Source organism: Robertmurraya mangrovi, from assembly GCF_034427655.1.
Classification (GTDB): domain Bacteria; phylum Bacillota; class Bacilli; order Bacillales; family Cytobacillaceae; genus Robertmurraya_A; species Robertmurraya_A mangrovi.
The window spans coordinates 92,769-111,022 of record NZ_JAXOFX010000001.1; the positions used below are offsets into that span (position 1 = coordinate 92,769).

At 36.0% G+C, this 18,254-nt stretch carries 17 protein-coding genes; 14 read left to right on the forward strand and 3 right to left on the reverse strand.

Going from position 1 to position 18,254, the window contains the following annotated elements; all coding sequences use genetic code 11:
• Nucleotides 1-36 precede the first annotated feature (36 nt).
• Together SM124_RS00590 and SM124_RS00595 are read left to right on the forward strand one after the other, a co-directional pair.
• Nucleotides 37-1,068, forward strand: a complete 1,032-nt coding sequence (locus SM124_RS00590) for an ABC transporter permease (protein ID WP_322444543.1) — start codon at nt 37-39, stop codon at nt 1,066-1,068.
• Nucleotides 1,043-1,837: an ABC transporter ATP-binding protein gene (locus tag SM124_RS00595; protein ID WP_322445028.1), complete on the forward strand. Its 795-nt coding sequence runs from the start codon at nt 1,043-1,045 to the stop codon at nt 1,835-1,837. The genes SM124_RS00590 and SM124_RS00595 overlap by 26 nt, the downstream gene beginning before the upstream one ends.
• 59 nt (nt 1,838-1,896) lie before the next feature.
• Here the strand turns inward: SM124_RS00595 and SM124_RS00600 are convergent, their stop codons facing one another.
• Nucleotides 1,897-2,448 carry a helix-turn-helix domain-containing protein gene (locus SM124_RS00600; protein WP_322444544.1) on the reverse strand — a complete coding sequence of 184 codons (552 nt, stop codon included), beginning with the start codon at nt 2,446-2,448 and terminating at the stop codon, nt 1,897-1,899.
• A gap of 184 nt (nt 2,449-2,632) precedes the next feature.
• Between SM124_RS00600 and SM124_RS00605 the strand changes: the two genes are divergently transcribed.
• The 3 genes from SM124_RS00605 (at nt 2,633) to SM124_RS00615 (ending at nt 5,170) form a co-directional block, all read left to right on the forward strand.
• On the forward strand, nt 2,633-3,364 hold the full coding sequence (locus tag SM124_RS00605) for an AzlC family ABC transporter permease (RefSeq protein ID WP_322444545.1): 732 nt from the start codon (nt 2,633-2,635) through the stop codon (nt 3,362-3,364).
• A complete protein-coding gene (locus SM124_RS00610; protein ID WP_322444546.1) occupies nt 3,357-3,662 on the forward strand; it encodes an AzlD domain-containing protein in 306 nt (101 codons plus the stop codon). Before SM124_RS00605 ends, SM124_RS00610 begins: the two co-directional genes overlap by 8 nt.
• 236 nt (nt 3,663-3,898) lie before the next feature.
• Complete coding sequence (locus SM124_RS00615) at nt 3,899-5,170, forward strand: M48 family metallopeptidase (protein ID WP_322444547.1); 1,272 nt, start codon at nt 3,899-3,901, stop codon at nt 5,168-5,170.
• A 104-nt stretch (nt 5,171-5,274) separates the two neighbouring features.
• Here the strand turns inward: SM124_RS00615 and SM124_RS00620 are convergent, their stop codons facing one another.
• A complete protein-coding gene (locus tag SM124_RS00620) occupies nt 5,275-5,508 on the reverse strand; it encodes an IDEAL domain-containing protein (protein ID WP_322444548.1) in 234 nt (77 codons plus the stop codon).
• A 193-nt stretch (nt 5,509-5,701) separates the two neighbouring features.
• Between SM124_RS00620 and SM124_RS00625 the strand changes: the two genes are divergently transcribed.
• A complete protein-coding gene (locus tag SM124_RS00625; RefSeq protein ID WP_322444549.1) occupies nt 5,702-6,277 on the forward strand; it encodes a competence protein ComK in 576 nt (191 codons plus the stop codon).
• A gap of 115 nt (nt 6,278-6,392) precedes the next feature.
• On the opposite strand, the gene SM124_RS00630 is transcribed toward SM124_RS00625, so the two are convergent.
• Nucleotides 6,393-6,752: a YhjD family protein gene (locus SM124_RS00630; RefSeq protein ID WP_322444550.1), complete on the reverse strand. Its 360-nt coding sequence runs from the start codon at nt 6,750-6,752 to the stop codon at nt 6,393-6,395.
• Between the two features lie 291 nt (nt 6,753-7,043).
• Between SM124_RS00630 and SM124_RS00635 the strand changes: the two genes are divergently transcribed.
• The 8 genes from SM124_RS00635 to SM124_RS00670 all read left to right on the forward strand — a co-directional run bounded on the left by SM124_RS00635 (nt 7,044) and on the right by SM124_RS00670 (nt 18,246).
• Nucleotides 7,044-9,038: a S9 family peptidase gene (locus tag SM124_RS00635; protein ID WP_322444551.1), complete on the forward strand. Its 1,995-nt coding sequence runs from the start codon at nt 7,044-7,046 to the stop codon at nt 9,036-9,038.
• 383 nt (nt 9,039-9,421) lie between these two features.
• Complete coding sequence (locus SM124_RS00640) at nt 9,422-10,360, forward strand: LCP family protein (protein ID WP_322444552.1); 939 nt, start codon at nt 9,422-9,424, stop codon at nt 10,358-10,360.
• A gap of 176 nt (nt 10,361-10,536) precedes the next feature.
• Nucleotides 10,537-11,154 carry a TVP38/TMEM64 family protein gene (locus tag SM124_RS00645; protein ID WP_322444553.1) on the forward strand — a complete coding sequence of 206 codons (618 nt, stop codon included), beginning with the start codon at nt 10,537-10,539 and terminating at the stop codon, nt 11,152-11,154.
• Nucleotides 11,155-11,241: 87 nt separating this feature from the next.
• On the forward strand, nt 11,242-11,796 hold the full coding sequence (gene lepB / locus SM124_RS00650; RefSeq protein WP_322444554.1) for a signal peptidase I: 555 nt from the start codon (nt 11,242-11,244) through the stop codon (nt 11,794-11,796).
• A 206-nt stretch (nt 11,797-12,002) separates the two neighbouring features.
• On the forward strand, nt 12,003-15,242 hold the full coding sequence (locus SM124_RS00655; protein WP_322444555.1) for an AfsR/SARP family transcriptional regulator: 3,240 nt from the start codon (nt 12,003-12,005) through the stop codon (nt 15,240-15,242).
• A gap of 146 nt (nt 15,243-15,388) precedes the next feature.
• Complete coding sequence (locus SM124_RS00660) at nt 15,389-16,627, forward strand: substrate-binding domain-containing protein (RefSeq protein ID WP_322444556.1); 1,239 nt, start codon at nt 15,389-15,391, stop codon at nt 16,625-16,627.
• Between the two features lie 160 nt (nt 16,628-16,787).
• Complete coding sequence (locus SM124_RS00665) at nt 16,788-17,561, forward strand: ABC transporter ATP-binding protein (RefSeq protein WP_322445029.1); 774 nt, start codon at nt 16,788-16,790, stop codon at nt 17,559-17,561.
• Nucleotides 17,539-18,246, forward strand: a complete 708-nt coding sequence (locus SM124_RS00670; protein WP_322445030.1) for an ABC transporter ATP-binding protein — start codon at nt 17,539-17,541, stop codon at nt 18,244-18,246. Before SM124_RS00665 ends, SM124_RS00670 begins: the two co-directional genes overlap by 23 nt.
• Nucleotides 18,247-18,254: the final 8 nt, after the last annotated feature.

An 18,254-nucleotide genomic window follows, 5' to 3' on the forward strand; every position in this document is an offset into this window, starting at 1 on the left:
GTCTCAAAAGTGCTTTTTGATAGAAAGGAAGATTCGATGTTTACTGCAATATTCGGCTCCGTTGAAGCAGGAGTTATATATGCCTTAATGGCTTTAGGAGTTTATTTATCTTTTAGAATATTAGATTTTCCTGATTTGACGGTTGATGGCAGCTTTGTAACGGGAGCGTCTGTTGCTGCAATCTTAATAGTTGGTGGTACAAACCCAATTGTTGCCACTCTAGCAGCCGTAATAGCAGGCTTTCTTGCTGGGTGTGTAACCGGTCTATTACATACAAAGGGAAAAATTAATCCTTTGTTATCAGGAATTTTAATGATGATTGCTTTATACTCTATTAATTTAAGAATTATGGGGAAATCCAATGTTCCTCTTTTACAAGAAGAAACGATCATGACGAAAATTACGAATCTATGGCAAGGCTTAAAGCTTGATGAAATGGCGGGGACATTGTTAAGTTCTGTAGGGCTCGCAAATTTTGTTCCTAAAACATGGGGAATCTTATTCATTATGACTCTTTTAGCCTTACTCATTAAAGGTATGATTGATTGGTTCTTAAAAACGGATATAGGATTAGCTATTCGAGCGACAGGTGATAACGAAACCATGATCCGTAGTTTTTCAGCTGATACAGACTTATTAAAAGTGTTAGGATTAGGGATTTCTAATGGCTTGGTTGCTTTATCAGGTGCGTTAATTGCTCAGTACAACGGGTTCAGTGACGTTGGGATGGGAATCGGTATGATTATTATTGGGCTGGCCTCCGTTATTATTGGTGAAGCAGTCTTTGGTGCTAAAACCATTATAAGAGCTACTCTTGCGGTGATAGGCGGGGCCATTTTGTATCGCATCATTATTACTTTAGCTCTACGAGTAGAATTTTTAGAAACAGGTGATATGAAGTTAATTACAGCATTTATTGTTGTTTCTGCATTAGTTATACCAAGGTTATTTGACCAACAAAAAGAGCGACAAAAAAAGAAAAATAGGTTACTAGCGTCTAAGAAGATACAAATTCCAGCAAATGAGAAAAGTGGTGAAAAGCTTGCTCCAGTTAAATCAAATATATAAGGTGTTTAATGAAGGTACGCCCGACGAAAAAATCGCAATAGACCATTTAAATTTATGCTTAAAAAGTGGTGATTTTGTAACTGTCATCGGAAGTAATGGTGCGGGGAAATCGACTTTAATGAACATTATTTCTGGAAAGATGACTCCTGATATAGGAACGGTAGAAATAGATGGACGTGATGTAACGGGAATGAAAGAACATAGGAGATCCAAATTAATTGGACGTGTGTTTCAAGATCCTATGGCTGGAACTGCGCCATCAATGACTATTGAAGAAAACTTAGCAATTGCCTATGCAAGAACGCAGACGCGTGGACTTACATTTGGAGTCTCTAGAAAAAGGAGAGAGTTCTTTAAAGAAAAATTAGAGATGCTACACCTTGGATTAGAAAATAGACTAGAAGCTAAAGTCGGGCTTTTATCTGGGGGAGAGAGGCAAGCTTTATCTCTTTTAATGGCCACGTTCACGGAACCAAAAATACTTCTTCTGGATGAGCACACTGCTGCGCTTGACCCTTCCCGTGCAGAACTCATTAGTGAACTGACGAAAGAAATTGTTAAAGAATTTAAGTTAACTACTTTAATGGTCACTCATAACATGCAACAAGCATTAGATTTAGGGAACAAGCTCATTATGATGGACAAAGGCCAAATCATTTTTCATGCTGATGAAAGTGAAAAGCCTCTGTTAACAGTAGAAAAACTCTTACTTGAATTCCAGCGAATTAGAGGGGAAAAGATGAGTAGTGACCGTGCTGTGTTAATATAGGTTGTTTTTGGATTCCAAATATAGTAAAAAACACATGGAAACATGTGTTTTTTGCTGGATCAAGGATAATACATAACTGCCTGATATGTAGTCATTCCTTGATTAATATTTTTGTATGTGTGTCTTTTATTGGCTAAGAAACGAATAGATTGACCGGTTGTTAAAATAAAATGCTCATCACCGATTATCATTTCTAGCTGACCGTTAGTTACCGTTACGTATTCCTCGACACCTTCATTATGTTTGTCGGATGTATGTTCTACACCCATTTCGAGTTCGACAGTAAATATCTCAAACTTTTTTCTTGGGTCAAATGGAAAAATTGGATAAACTCTATAATTTCCTTCACATTCTATAATCGGATTTATATTATTCTGTTTAACAACGAGTACATCGGAGGGTTCTTCTTTTATTAACGAAGAAAAAGAAACTTGAAGTCCTATAGCAATTTTCCATAAGGTAGTCACGGTTGGATTGGATTCACCACGCTCTATTTGTCCCAACATAGCTTTACTTACTCCTGTTAAATCTGATGCTTGGTCTAAACTAAATCCTCTTATTTTTCGAATGCTCCTCAAGTTTTCGCCAATATTTTTCTGAATATTTTCCATTTTTTCCTCCAAAGATATTGTTTAATATAACGCACGTATGTATAATATGATATATCAAATGAGTAGTATACTATACTTTTATTATATTATACTGTTTAAATGGAGCTAAAGAAAGTTGAATTTTCGGTAATATTCTTTTTTACTAGGGAGTTTTAATCACAAAAGTTAAAGGTGGTGGAACGTAATGAGTGAAGTATTAGCTAGAAAAGTGCCTTCTGAGTTTAGAAAAGGAATTCAAGCAGGAATTAGTATCGGAATTGGCTATTTTCCAATCGCTATAACATTTGGTTTACTTGCAAAAACAACAGGGTTAACGGTTGGAGAAACGGTGTTAATGAGCTTGTTAGTGTTTGCAGGAGCCTCTCAATACATTTCGTTAAGTTTACTTACACTCGGAACAGGAATCTTTGAAATTGTATTGACTACTTTTATAGTAAACATAAGGCATTTTCTCATGTCAGCTTCCCTAAATGAAAAGTGTGAGGAAGATCGAACACTAATTAAAGCGACATATTCCTTTGGAATCACAGATGAAACTTTCTCTGTAGCGGCACTTAAGGAAGGGCAAGTTTCAACTGGCTTTATGTTTGGAGTTATTTCTGTTTCCTATTCGAGTTGGGTGATTAACTCTGGACTAGGGCATATCGTAGGGGGGAGCTTACCGCAGACTCTTCAGGAAAGCATGTCTGTTGCTCTTTATGCAATGTTTGTTGGCTTACTAGTTCCATCAATGAAAAAGAGTACGAAGGTAGTGTTTTTAGCAGCTCTTGCAGCAAGTTTTAACACAATCTTTACTTTAACAAAAGTATTATCAACCGGTTGGGCTATTGTATTAGCCACCATTTTATCGGCTGTAATTGTGGAATTCATTTCTACAACGAAGAGAAGTAACCAAGGAGGGAAAGAGGTTGCATAGTGAAATTGTTTGGATGATCATTGGAATGGCAGTCGTTACCTATGTTCCAAGAATGCTTCCATTTGTCTTATTCCGAGGCAAAGAATTACCTCCGTTCATTCAAGGGATACTAAAAAATGTACCGTACGCTACATTAGGTGCCTTAATATTCCCAGGCATTTTATTTATTCAAGAAGATATATGGTACGGCCTCCTAGGAGCCGCAGCTGCATTCCTTGCTGCTTACCTAGGAGCGAATGTAATAGTAGTCGTTTTAGGTTCTATTACTGTTTTATCTATTTACTCTTATTTCTTTTAACCTATAAATACCCATGTTGATAATAGCACTGAGTTGATTGGAGCGGAAATCAACGGACGAAATTTAAAGTTATCCTAGTTATTTACAGTTTCCTGCCTGCTGGTTCTATAAGAATCAGCATTTTTTATTGGGAATTAAGAGAAGCTAAGATATAGTTCTAAATATCAATATTTTAACTAAAATAATTATAGGGTTGTACAAGCGTGAACCGAAAAAAATTTTCAGGGGGGAATAGGATGGCCAGAAAAATAGGCTTTTACGGCGTATTAGCATACGTTATATACGCACTCTTCATATACTGGTATTTGTTCTACTTCGCAAACACAAGCTTACCTTTTGAGTATGAAGGTTCTAAAGCAGATCCAGCAACATTTATGAATGGAAGAGAACTAGTCTTGAGTGAGGAATACTCAAAAATTAGAAATATTTTATTTTTCTTAGCAACACCCTTTGAGTGGATATTTTACTTGCTCATTTTGCTGTTTGGATTATCAAAAGTTTTTAAAGACTGGGCTGACAAGTCTACAAAATTTAAATTCCTTCAGACAACCATCTATGTAGCTTGGCTAACCTTTTTTTCATTTATAGCAACCTTTCCAATTGGCTACATTAGCTACTCTTTATCAAAAAAATATAATATTTCTACACAAACCTTTTCTTCATGGATGAAGGACGAATTAATTGATTTTTGGGTAAGCTTCGGTACGATGGTTATTGTTGTTTCTGTCCTTTATTGGATTATTAATAAAAGTACTAAGAGGTGGTGGCTATATGCTTGGCTAATTTCCATTCCTTTTACTTTGTTTATGATGTTCCTTCAACCGGTCGTTATCGATCCGCTTTATAATGATTTCTACCCTTTAAAAAATAAAGAGTTAGAATCAAAAATTTTACAATTAGCCAGTGAAGCCAATATTCCAGCTGAACACGTATTTGAAGTAAACATGGCAGAAAAGACCAACGCTTTAAATGCTTATGTAACAGGAATAGGTTCTAATTCTAGAATAGTTTTATGGGATACAACATTAAATCGCCTAAATGATAATCAAATTTTGTTCATTATGGCACATGAGATGGCACACTATGTTGAAAAGCACTTATATATCGGAATTGCGGGTTACCTACTCTTATCCTTACTGGGACTTTATCTGACAGCCCGTATTATGGATTATGTTATCGCTAGATGGGGAGACTCTTTTAAACTAACAAAGGTAAACGATGTCCGCTCTTTACCATTACTGTTAATGATTATTTCCATGTTAATGTTCATCTCCAGTCCACTGTCAAATACGGTTTCGAGATATCAAGAAACTCGAGCAGATCGTTATGCGATTAAGATGACAGACGATACGGAAGCAGCTATAGGTACATTCCAGGAGCTTTCTCGAGCAGGATTAAGCCAAGTGAATCCACCTTTGTTAGTAAAAATATTTAGGTATGGTCATCCCACTATGTTAGAGAGAATTTCAATGATTGAGGAATATGAATTGGAGCAGAGAAATAAATAGGATCTAATTAGAGCTGTTACTTTGTGACAGTTCTTTTTAGGTTACATTCCTTTACACAAAAATAAACCCCCAGATTCGGGAGTGAGGGGAAGTTGCTTCTTTTTCTATGTTCCAAAGCGCTTTGTTAGTTTTTTGTACTCATTTGAGAGTCGCAAGAATTCAGTTTTGTTGCGAAGGTCAATTGCTTGATCAATTTTAGCTGTAAGTTTTTCTTTTTCGGCTTTTAATAATGCTTCCGACAACACCATTTCAATGTACAAATCTAAAACATAAGATTCTTTTGCCTTTTTCTTCATTGCACCGGATTTCATTAACTCTGTATAAGATTTCTCCTTCATGGAAATCACCCCTGATGCTTTTTAATATTATATGGAGTTTTTTTGATTTAATCAACGGAATTTTTAAAAAAATCAGAAAATATTTTTCTATGAAGGTAAAATGTGAAAACTTTCTGAAAATTTATATGATTACCATGAAAAAAATGTAAGAAGTGATAATATAAAGAAGAAAAATAGCGTAGGAGGTAGAAAAATGGAGAAAAAGATTATTGAAGAGTATGAGATAAATTCAAGTACATTAATTATTTTTCCTCTTAAGTATGGTAGCAAGGTGTATTCCAAGATTATTGAGCTTGAAGAAGAGTTTATCTCTCCATTTAGACCAATTGATATCATAAAAAAAAGTTGTATCTTCTTTGGATGTAGTTATGAAGGAAGAAAAGAAGGAACAAGACAACTAATTGGAATTACCCACAAGGTTCCTATCTCAATATCCCCAACGAACTTCATATATTTTTTCCCAACCACATCCCCAGAAAATATCCAATGCATCTGGATTGCTCATGAGCATATTATTGATTTCAAAAAAGGTAGTAAAGACACAACGAATGTTACATTTATTAATAAAGCTTGTGTGGAAGTCCCCATTTCCTATACTTCTTTTCAAAACCAGTATTTACGAACAGTCTTATTGCGCTCAAAGCTTTCTCAAAGACTCGAGGAAACTACGTGGGAATTCTATACGAAAAGACAAAAGGCATCTGAAGAGAAGTCCAATTATCTTACAGCTGGTAATCGAAAGTGGCATGAGAGAAGTGGAAGCATATAGGAAATACCGCCGGTCGCAAAAGGCTTGAACTGGTTTAGTTGAGGAAGATATAACTTTAACTTTACAACAACTCAACTAAGCTAGTTTTCATTGTGAACCAGTTTAGAAAAAAACTTTATTTGTGGCGCTTATATAAGTAGTATTGCATTAATTCTTGTACTCTGTTTCTCAATCTTGGATTAAAGTAGTTATGGTGCTCCTCATAACCTTTATATAAAAAGGTAAACATGGTAAAAGCCTCATCTCTCTTAGCTTCAAATACTTTTAAATTATTTCTCTTCATATATTGCTTTACTTCAGCCAATTCCCTCTGAATTACCTTCATTGTCTCTTCAACTAATTCTAAATAGGGCTGTTTTAACTTAAAGGGACTCTCATGAATGACGAGTAAATCTTTGTTTAAAACGGTCAAAACCATCGGTAAATAAATAGCCTTTTCTAATATGTTTCGATCATCTTCCGGAATTCTAGTCATATGATCAAGCTCCTATATAAAATTAAACCAGAACATCTGTTCGATAATATAGTACAAAAAATGGTCATAATAATCAAGGTGTTTTTTCTAGTCTTTAGTCTTAACCCTAAATTTGTAAAGTTTGTTGCCTTTAACAACATTTGAACCACCGAACGGAAAGGAACGGGCAAGATGTTCTAGGCAACAATTTATTAACCAAAAATTAGCTATGAAAAATTTAAAAAATCGGAAGGAATAAATATTTCTAGTATCGAAATAAATAGGAGTGTACTAAAGGAGGATGACCCACATATGGAAAAGCAAAAGAGAACATTAACGGCAGAAGATTTATATCATTTAAAATCATTAGCTGATCCACAGCTAGCAAAGAACGGTTCCGATCTACTCTATGTTGAAACAACCATGTCTAAAGAGAAGAATGATTATGTATCCAACTTATATTACATAAATGTTGCTGAAAAAACGAATCCTGTTCAGTGGACTTATGGAGAAAATAAAAATCATTCCCCTCGCTGGTCACCTGATGGCAGCCAAATCGCATTTGTTTCAAATCGAACAGGAAAAAATCAAATATATATTTTGCAAAAAGATGGTGGAGAAGCTAGACAGGTAACCAATAGTACGAACGGGGCAAGCAACCCTGTTTGGTCACCAGATGGGAGTAAAATTGCTTTCAGTACCTCTTTAAAATCAGATGAAGCTCTACTTTTAGAAGAAAAGAAAGAAGAAGAGAAAGGGAATCTAGTTCCTCTTGTTGTTGATAAGATGAAATATAAATCTGATGCTTCCGGTTTTTGGAATGGAAGATTTACTCAAATAGCTGTCGTGGATGTAAATACAAAAGAAATGGAACTGTTAACCAGCGGAGAAAGAGACTACTCACTTCAAAGCTGGTCACCTGATGGAAATTATATTGCTTTAACGGCTGATTTCAGCGAAGAATTAGATCATTCGTTTTTATCAGATGTCTATTTATTAGAAGTCTCTACTAAAAATCTTCAAAAAGTTACGAACAGTACAGGATATTTTGGCAGTGTAACCTGGTCTCCTAACAGTAAATTTTTGGGGATGATTGGGCATGAGAGAGAATTTGAAAATGCAACCTTAAGCAAAGCTTGGGTTTATAATGTTGATAACAAGAGCCTTAATTGTCTAACAAGTGAAACAGATTTATTAGTTGGGGACCTAGCGATTGGGGATTTCCAACAAGGAGCTGTTACACCTGGACTATTATGGGGGGAAGACAACGAAAGTTTCTATTTCCTAGCAACTGACCATGGTAATACGGTTGTATATTATGGTTCAGTTAATGGCGAGTTATATCCGGCTTTACTTGACCAGCAGCATGTTTATGGTTTAACAACCGGTGGCAACATTAATCAAGCTGTGGTAGCTATTAGTAAAGCACAATCACCTGGTGAACTATTTTATTTAGATGTACCAACAGGAGAATTAACACAGCTTACAAACGCTAATGCTTCGTTCCTAGATGAGGTTCAATTAGCGAGTGTAGAGGAAATTGAATTCAAATCTAAAGATGATTGGGATTTACATGGATGGTTAATGAAGCCAGCTAATTTTAAAGAAGGCGAGAAATATCCTTTAATCCTAGAAATTCATGGTGGACCACATGCTATGTATGCAAATACTTATTTTCATGAGTTCCAAACCTTAGCTGCTGAAGGTTATGCTGTGCTATACATTAACCCAAGAGGAAGTCATGGATATGGACAAAAATTCGTTGATGCCGTTCGTGGGGACTATGGTGGCAGAGATTATGCAGATGTGATGGAAGCAGTTGACTATGTATTAGATCAATTTGACTTTATTGACGAGAACCGTCTTGGGGTTACGGGAGGAAGCTATGGCGGGTTCATGACTAACTGGATAGTTGGCCACACGAACAGTTTTAAAGCTGCGGTAACTCAGCGTTCTATTTCCAACTGGATTAGCTTCTACGGAGTAAGTGACATTGGATATTACTTTAACGAATGGCAAATTAAATCTAATTCCTTAGATGATATTCAAACATTATGGAAGCATTCTCCATTAGCATATGTTGATTCAGTAGAGACACCATTATTGATTCTTCATAGTGAAAAAGATTATCGTTGTCCAATTGAACAAGCGGAACAATTGTATATCGCTTTAAAACATAAAAAGAAAACGACTAAATTTGTTCGTTTCCCTGAATCAAACCATGAACTATCAAGAAGTGGAAAACCAAACTTAAGAATGGAAAGACTACACCATATTAAGAATTGGTTTAATGAGTATATTAAGTAACATTTAAAGTGGACCGCAAAAACCCTGTAAGGGGTTTTTGCGGTTTTTTAGTTACTAAAATAGGAGTTCGCTAAAAAAATTAGCTTTTCGCAAAATTAGTTGGATTTTAGCAAAAAAGATTCATTTTCACAAAATTATTGTGATTTTTGCAAAAAAATTAAATTTCCGCAAAAATGACTAAATCGCGCGTATATCCGAACTACTCATAAACAATAGCTGAAAAAAAATATTGATTTTGGTAATCTTAAGAAGATACGAAATACTGCTTAATACTACTAACCATCTCATACGTGAAAATTATGTATAAAGAGAAACTTTTTCTGTAAGAAATCAGTCTTATATAGCGAGTCTATATTGAATTTCTAGAAACGGAAGGTATTAACATGAGGTCAGAACGACAAGAATATCAAAAACAGAAGAAAAAGAACAGAAAGTGGAAAAGATTTTTCACAACGATTTTTATATTATTTGCTGCTGTCTTTGCATATGGTTTTTATCAATATAAGCAGGGGGTTTCTCAGTCAACAGAAAGAGCAAATGTACAAAAAGTGGATTATGAATTCAACGGTGATGTTGACCAAGAAGGCGGTACCAATATTTTATTATTAGGAAGTGACTCAAGAGGAGAGGAAAAGGCTCGAGCGGATACCATTATGGTTGCTAGGTATCATCCTGATAATGGAACTTATAAGTTAATTTCGTTTATGAGAGATACCTATCTTGAAATACCAGGTTATGGACAGGGAAGAATAAATACTGCCTTTCTTAAAGGGGGACCTGAACTAGTTAGGGAAACCTTGAAAGCTAATTTTGGGCTCGACTTACAATATTATGCAATCGTTGATTTTGAAGGATTTGTTCAATTAGTGGATGAAGCATTTCCAGAGGGATTAGAGATAGACGTAGAAAAAAGAATGTCAAAGAACATTGGTGTAACGCTAGAACCAGGTCTACAAAGGCTTGATGGAAAACATTTGTTAGGTTATGTTCGTTTTAGGCAAGATGCAGTTGGAGATTTTGGAAGGGTAGAAAGGCAGCAAAAAGTAGTAAAGAAGATTGCCGAAGAACTGACATCCATCCAATCGGTACCTAAACTTCCTAAGCTAGTAGGGGTAGTTACTCCGTTTGTTAATACGAATATGGATGCTGCAGACATGGTATTTATCGGTAAAGATTTTATTACAAGTGGCAATAGAGAAATTAGTTCTCTAAGAGTTCCTGTAGATGGAGCTTGGCAAAATGCAAATATTAATGGTGCTTCCGTTTTAGCAATAGATGTGCAAAAAAATAGAGAGGCCATTCAAGGATTTATTTCTAAATAGCAGTACTCCCCATTTACTTATAGATGGGGAGATCATTAATGTTCTCATATTGAATGATGAGGTGTAGAATAAAATAAGAGTATCGATAAAGAAGTATGATGTTTGCCGTGTGGTTTAAACTAACCATAAATAATCATCATGCACAAGTCGTTGTTTCTGATTCGAGGAGATATTAAATGGATTTAGAATTGTTTAGAGAATGGTTTTCACTAGAAAACATAATGGACTTAATAGAAAAATACCGTTCCTTTGGTCCATTTCCAGGGATTTTGTTACCCATGCTAGAAGCCTTTTTTCCGTTCTTACCATTATTCTTATTTGTGCTGGCTAATGCGAATGCTTTTGGACTTTGGCTTGGGTTCTTATTTTCATGGATTGGAGCTTCTATTGGAGCATTAATTGTTTTCCTCATCTTTAGAAGGTTCGGTCAAAAGAGAATATTGCTTTTTTTGAAGAGACATCCACAAGTACAAAAGCTTATGTCTTGGGTAGAGAGACATGGTTTTGGTCCACTTTTTCTTCTTCTATGTTTTCCTTTTACACCTTCTGCAGTAGTTAATATTGTAGCAGGACTGTCTAATATTAGAGTAGGGCAGTATATGTTTGCGGTTTTAGCTGGGAAAATGGTCATGATATTTACGATTAGCTTTGTTGGCTATGATATTCGCTCTCTCATTACGCAACCTGTTAGAACAGCAATCGTAGTTTTAATTATTGCGATATTGTGGTATGTAGGTAAGAGAATAGAATCTCATATAAATAAAAGTACGGAACATGAAAGGCAAGCTGGTTAATTTAATTAAAAGCAATAATCATTTTATTAAACTTCAAATTGTCTTCTAGTAACGTCCGTTCTTTATTGGCAATGGAGGAGATCACTTTTGAATGAAATAGTGAAAAAAGAAAGTCTAGAATGGGTAAAGGCTTTAGTAATAGGAATCATTATTTTCGTTTTCATACGAGCTTTTTTCTTCTCCAACTATGAGGTAGAGGGTGAGTCAATGATGCCTACCCTTCAAGATGGGAACAAATTGGTTGTAAATAAATTAGGTTATCAAGTAGGAGAGTTAAACCGATTTGACGTCATTGTGTTTCACGCAAACAAAGAAGAAGATTATGTTAAGAGAATTATCGGCTTACCTGGTGACAAAATCGAATATATAGAAGATCAGCTGTATATAAACGGAGAAGAAATTGCAGAACCATTTTTAGAAAAATATCGAGATCAATCATTAGACGGACGTCTTACAGGAGACTTTACTTTAACTGAACTAACAGGAGAGGAAACAGTACCCGAGGGTAGCTTGTTCGTGTTAGGTGATAATAGACTAGGTAGTTGGGACAGTCGCCACTTCGGATTTATCTCTGTTGAACAAGTAGTGGGTAAAGTAAACTTGAGATACTGGCCACTTGATCATGTGGCGGTTTCTTTTTAATAGGTTCTTTTCGTAAAAATTATTGCTTTTAAACATTGAATCATTGAGTGGAGCGGAAAGGAACGGGCAAAATAAGCGCAGCAATTTAAAAAATTACAAAAGACCTTATAAAAAATCACTACGACTCGAGTTAATTCGAGTCTTTTTTTATTTGTCATATGTTAAAATAATTAGAAAATTAAGGAAAGGAGGATGATGAGCGAATTATGTTAGTCATTAAGACAAAATTAATTGCCCCTAAAATTAAAGAAGATACGATAAGAAGAGCAAAATTAACAAAGAAAATGAAGGGGATTCCTAATCATCCTCTAACAATTATTCATTCTGGTGCAGGTTATGGGAAAAGTACAGCATTAGCTTTGTATGTATATGATCAGTATTCCTCTTGCTGTTGGTATTCAACTTCAGCAACAGACGACGATATCATTCCATTTCTAACCTATATCATATCATCTATTCAAACAGTATATCCGACATTCGGAACGGAAATTAAGTCATTTATGAACGAAATGGACCACTACATACGTGAGGAAGATTTGAGTTCGCTTTGCTCGTTATTTGTTAACGAGCTCTTATCTCTAGAGAAGAAGATTACATTGATTATTGATGACTATCATCAGGTTGAACATTCCTATAATATTAATCGTTTTATGGAAAGGCTTCTTGAACATATACCTGAACAGCTAAGTATGATTGTGTCTAGTAGGAGCAGACCACTATGGAAGCCATTAACAAAGATGAAGGTGACGAACCAACTTTTAGAAATTACGAAAGAAGATCTCTCTTTATCAATGGACGAGATAGAATTACTCCTTTCCGATAATTATGATTTGACTATTAATGAAGAAGAGTTAAAACAGATTTATAAAATTACTGAGGGTTGGGTTATCGCCCTTGGAATGATTGCTCAACAAATTCAACATACGGAAGATATTCATTCCTTCTTATCTAAGCCAGGAGGGTCTTTACAAGACTTATTTCAATATTTAGTGATGGAAGTGTTCTCAAAGCAACCTCCGTTAATTCAACAATTTTTAGAACAAACGAGTGTCTTAGAAGAACTAGATGAAGACGTGTGCGATGTCGTATTAGGGATTACTGGTTCCGCTGGGATGTTAGAGCAGTTACTCGAAAAAAACTTATTTATTCAGCGTATTGGTGAAAAGCAATATAGATACCATGCTCTCTTTAAGGAATTTCTTGAGAAACAATTTAGAAAAAATCAACCGCATAGTATACGGGTTTTACATGAAAGAGGGGCCAGGTATTATGAGAAGCTGAGAAACTGGGAAGGAGCCCTTTTACACTATGAAAAGATAGGTCATGTAGAAGCGATTGCTTCCATTTTGAATGATTATGGTATTACGATGCTTGAAAGTGGCAAGGTGGAAAGTTTATATGAATTATTGATTAACCTACCAAATCCTGAAAAAGATCGCTTTTATACTCTATGGTTTTTACAAGGAGAAGTACATAGATATCGCTCTCTATATAAAGAGGCTGAATTTTGTTATGACCAAGCTTTCACGGGGGCTGACAAAAAGGGAAATGCTTTAGAAAAGAGTAAGGCTTTAGAAGGTAAGGCAAAAATCTACTTGGATACGATCCAGCCTTATAATGCTGAAAGGTATCTGTACCAGGCAATTGAAATTCGTGAAAAGAGTGAATGGAGCTCTGAACAGGATACAGGAAAATTATATAGGCTTCTAGCTGAAAACTTGATTAATTCGGGGCATGCTATCAAGGCAGAAAAATGGTTGAAACGTGCAAGAGATGCAAGTGTAGACCTTGGTTATGGGAATCTTCAAGCAAGGCTATATTTAAGAACGGGGAGATTAGATGAAGCGAAGAATGTCCTTTTTTCCGCCAGAAAAAATCATTCTAATGGGCCAATCATTTCTAAACTTCCACAATCTCACCGAGAGACTGATTTATTGTTAGCTTTAATTGAAGCGCTTACAGGGAATGGAGTTGAATCTAAGAGTCTAGCACAGGAAGGTATTCAGAGCGGGGTTTCCTCTCAGTCTCCGTTCGTCGAGGCATGCGGATGGATTCGAATGGGCCATGCTGTTCAGCTGTTAGATCAATACGACCTAGCATTAGCGGAAAAATGCTATGAGACCGCCTTGGAAATTATGGACCGAATTCGTGTAGAGCGAGGAAAAGCGGAAGCCTTTATGGGTCTGTGTATTTTATATGGAAATAAAGGGGATTATGAAAGAGCCATTGAGGTAGGAATTTTAGGTTTACAAGAAACTGAAAAAGTGAAAGACATTTGGCTTTCTTCGTTAATCAAGCTATCAATGGGGATTGCCGCTATTTATAATAATCGATTGTCCGAAGCATCAATTTACTTGAATAAAGCAGAAACCATGTTTCAAAATTGTCACGATGAATTTGGAAAAATGTTAACTTATTTTTGGAAAGCCTATCTCTCATTTGTACACGAAGAGACTGAACAATTTGAATCATACATCACTCTTTTTTTAAAACAGGTTCAACTAAAAGGCTTTGAATTTATTTTTCATAAGAGAAGTATTTACGGACCGAGAGATTTAGAGATGTTTGCTCCACTACTAATAGAGATTCAGAAACGTAATATATTTCCCGACTATGTAACGAAGCTATTACAGCATAAAAGTATCGCTAACTTGGATTCTCATCCGGGATTTACTTTGAGAATTCAGACGCTTGGTCAGTTCAGGGTATGGTTAGGAGAAACGGAAGTAGAAGAACGAGATTGGCAAAGAGGGAAAGCCAAGGAGCTATTGCAATTATTTTTAACGAATCGAAAACACTTTTTTCCGAAAGAAGAAATCTTGCAGCTCATTTGGCCGGAACAAAATGAAACCAGTGCAGCAAGGGACTTTAAAGTAGCACTAAATGCCTTAAACAATGCACTTGAACCCCACCGAAAGCCAAGAGCCAATCCATTTTTTATTATGAGAGACGGAACCTCTTATGGAATTAATAATAAAGCAGGTATAGAACTGGATACAGTTATTTTTGAAGAATGGATAAGAGTGGGACTGGCAGAACAAGACATTGAGCAATCCATTCAATGTTTGGAGAAGGGGCTACGTTTATATAAAGGAGATTATTTACCTGACAGAAGGTATGATGACTGGTGCTTAAACGAAAGAGAAAGGTTACTTGTCTACTACTTAAGGGGTGCAGAAAAATTAGCACAACTAAGTGTTCGTAAGGAAAACTATGACCAAGCCATTCACTGGTGTGAAAGTATTCTTAAAAAGGATAAAACATGGGAAGAAGCTTATCGTTTAATTATGTATTGTTATTATCGAAAGAATAATCGACCGTATGCGATTAAATGGTATCAAAAGTGTTGTGAGGTTCTTGAAGAGGAGTTAGGTGTTTCACCACTAGAACCTACACGCCACATGTACGAAATGATTATGGAAATGAAAGTGAATGTATTGGACTAATGAATCGTATATACACACTTGACGAGCCTACAATTTTAACCGGGCTCGTTTTTTTCTAACTTCCTAATGATTTGTAACTCGTTTGTAACCACGAAAAATTATGATAAATCCACAAAGAAGTAACCAAATTTCAAGGGGGAAGATGAATGAGTTCAGTAAGGAAACATTTTGCTTTTATTTGCTTACTCGTTTTTATGATGGTTTTTGCTAGTGCATGTAGTTCTGATCAAACAGGAAGTTCTGATTCCGGCTCGAAGGATAAGGAAGAAACAAAGAATAGTGAACCTATTAAAATTGGGGTGCTAGCATCGCAAACAGGTGGACTTGAAGCTTATGGTAAACAAACATTAAGAGGATTTGAACTTGGTCTTGAGTACGCGACAGGCGGGACAATGGAAGTAGATGGTCGTAAAATTCAGTTCATTGTAGAAGATACTGAGACAAAGCCAGAAGTTGCGGTTCAAAAAGCTACTAAACTTTTAGAAGATGATGAAGTTGATTTCCTTGTTGGTTCATCTAGTTCTGGTGACACACTTGCTGTATTACCACTGGCTGAAGAGTATGAAAAAATTATGGTTGTTGAGCCTGCAGTAGCTGATAGTATTACAGGTTCTGAGTTTAATAAATATATTTTCCGTACAGCACGTAACTCTTCTCAAGATGCAGTTGCAGGCGCAGCAGCTATTGCGAAAGATGGAGTAAAGATTGCCACGTTTGCCCCAGATTATTCATTTGGTAGAGATGGGGTAGCTGCATTTAAAGAAGCGGCAGAAAAGCTTGGAGCAGAAATTATCCATGAGGAGTACGCTGATCCAGCTGCAACAGATTTTACATCTAATATTCAAAAAGTAATTGATTCAAAGCCAGATTATTTATTCGTAGTTTGGGCTGGAGCAAACTCTCCTTGGAACCAAATTGCTGATATGAAGGTTCAAGAAAAAGGAATAAAAATTTCTACTGGAGCACCTGACATTGCGGCACTAACAACAATGGAGCCATTAGTTGGCATGGAAGGTTTCTCTGTTTATTATCATGACCTTCCTAAGAACGAAATCAACGATTGGTTAGTAACAGAACATAAAAAGAGATTCAACAACGAGTTACCTGATTTATTTACACCAGGTGGTATGAGTGCGGCTATCGCAATTGTAGAAGCAATCAAGAAAACAGGTGGAGACACGAACGCTGATACACTGATTGAAGCAATGGAAGGAATGAGTTTTGAAACTCCAAAAGGAAAAATGACTTTCCGTCCTGAAGATCATCAAGCCCTTCAGTCTCTATATGCTGTTAGATTAGAAAAGAAAGAAGGCGTACCATATCCGGTACCTGTATTAATTCGTGAGCTTTCTCCAGAGGAAACGGCTCCTCCAATTAGAAATTAGTTCATTAGTTTGACACTACGTTAGTGATGTATCTTTGAATCCAACAAGATGACAAGATACGGTGTTGTAGGGTCTGGTAAAAATCTTAGCATTGATTTTTACTTGGCCCTTCTTTATTTAAAAGGTCAGAGCACATATGTATTTCTTAGAAGGTGGTGTTATTTTGAGCTTAATAGAAACAAAGGATTTAACGATAACTTTTGGCGGTCATACAGCGGTAGATGGAGTCAACTTAACCGTAAAAGAAAATCAATTTTTATCGATTATTGGGCCAAATGGAGCAGGGAAGACAACATTCTTTAACCTTTTAAGTGGGCAGCTTGCGCCAACAAAAGGGGAAGTATTTTTTCGTGGGGAGAATATCACAAAGCTTTCGCCTACGTTTAGAACGAGGAAGGGAATCGGCAGATCTTTTCAAATTACGAATGTTTTCCCGAACTTAACTGTGTTGGAGAATGTTAGATTAGCCGTTCAATCACAGGCAGGAATTCGTTATAAGATGTTTTCACATTTTAAGAAGTTTAAGAATCTAGAAGACCAAGCAGTAGAATGGCTTAAAATGGTCATGCTTGATAATAAAAAAGATACGTTAGCGCTTAACTTAGCGCATGGAGAAAAACGGAAGCTAGAAATTGCAATGTTACTAGCTTTAAACACAGAAGTTCTGTTACTCGATGAACCGACAGCAGGTATGTCATTAGAAGAAGTTCCCGCTATCCTTGAGGTGATTAAGAAAATTAAAGCTAAAGGAGATCGGACAATTCTATTAATTGAGCACAAAATGGATATGATTATGGATTTATCTGATTCAGTTATGGTGCTTTTTAATGGAAGATTATTAGCCACAGGGACACCAGAAGAAATAATGAAAAATGAAACTGTACAGTCCGCTTATTTAGGAGGTCTTTATGATGAGCGTGCAATTGAAGCTTGATCAGGTTGAAACGTATATTGGGCAATATCATATTTTACAAGGCATTAATTTTGAAGTGAGAAAAGGAGAAGTAACCGTTCTACTGGGTCGAAATGGCGCAGGTAAAACGACTACCCTAAGAACAATTATGGGCTTGAACCCAGCATCTAAAGGAAGTATTACTTATAACAATGAAGAAATCAAAAGCTTACCAACCTATCATATCGCACAAAAGGGAATTGGGTATGTTCCAGAAGATCAAGGGATTTTTGCCCAATTAACGGTTGAGGAAAATATGAAAGTAGCAATGAAGTCGGAAAATGATGAGACGAAGGAACGTCTAGCTTATATTTTGAATTTATTCCCTGATTTAAAGAAGTTCTGGAAAAAACATGGTGGTCTACTAAGTGGTGGACAGAAACAAATGCTTTCTATTGCAAGAGCGTATGTAAACGATAACGATATGCTCTTGATTGATGAGCCTAGTAAAGGTTTAGCACCCATCGTGGTGGAGAAAGTAATGGATTCCATTATGCAAATGAAAGAAAAAACAACGATTGTTTTAGTAGAGCAAAATTTTATGATGGCAAGCACGATTGGAGATCGTTTTTATATTATCGATGATGGACGTACCGTTCATGATGGTCCAATGAATGTGTTAAAAGAAGACGATGAAATGAGAAGAAAATATTTAGGGATTGCATAAGGAGAGGA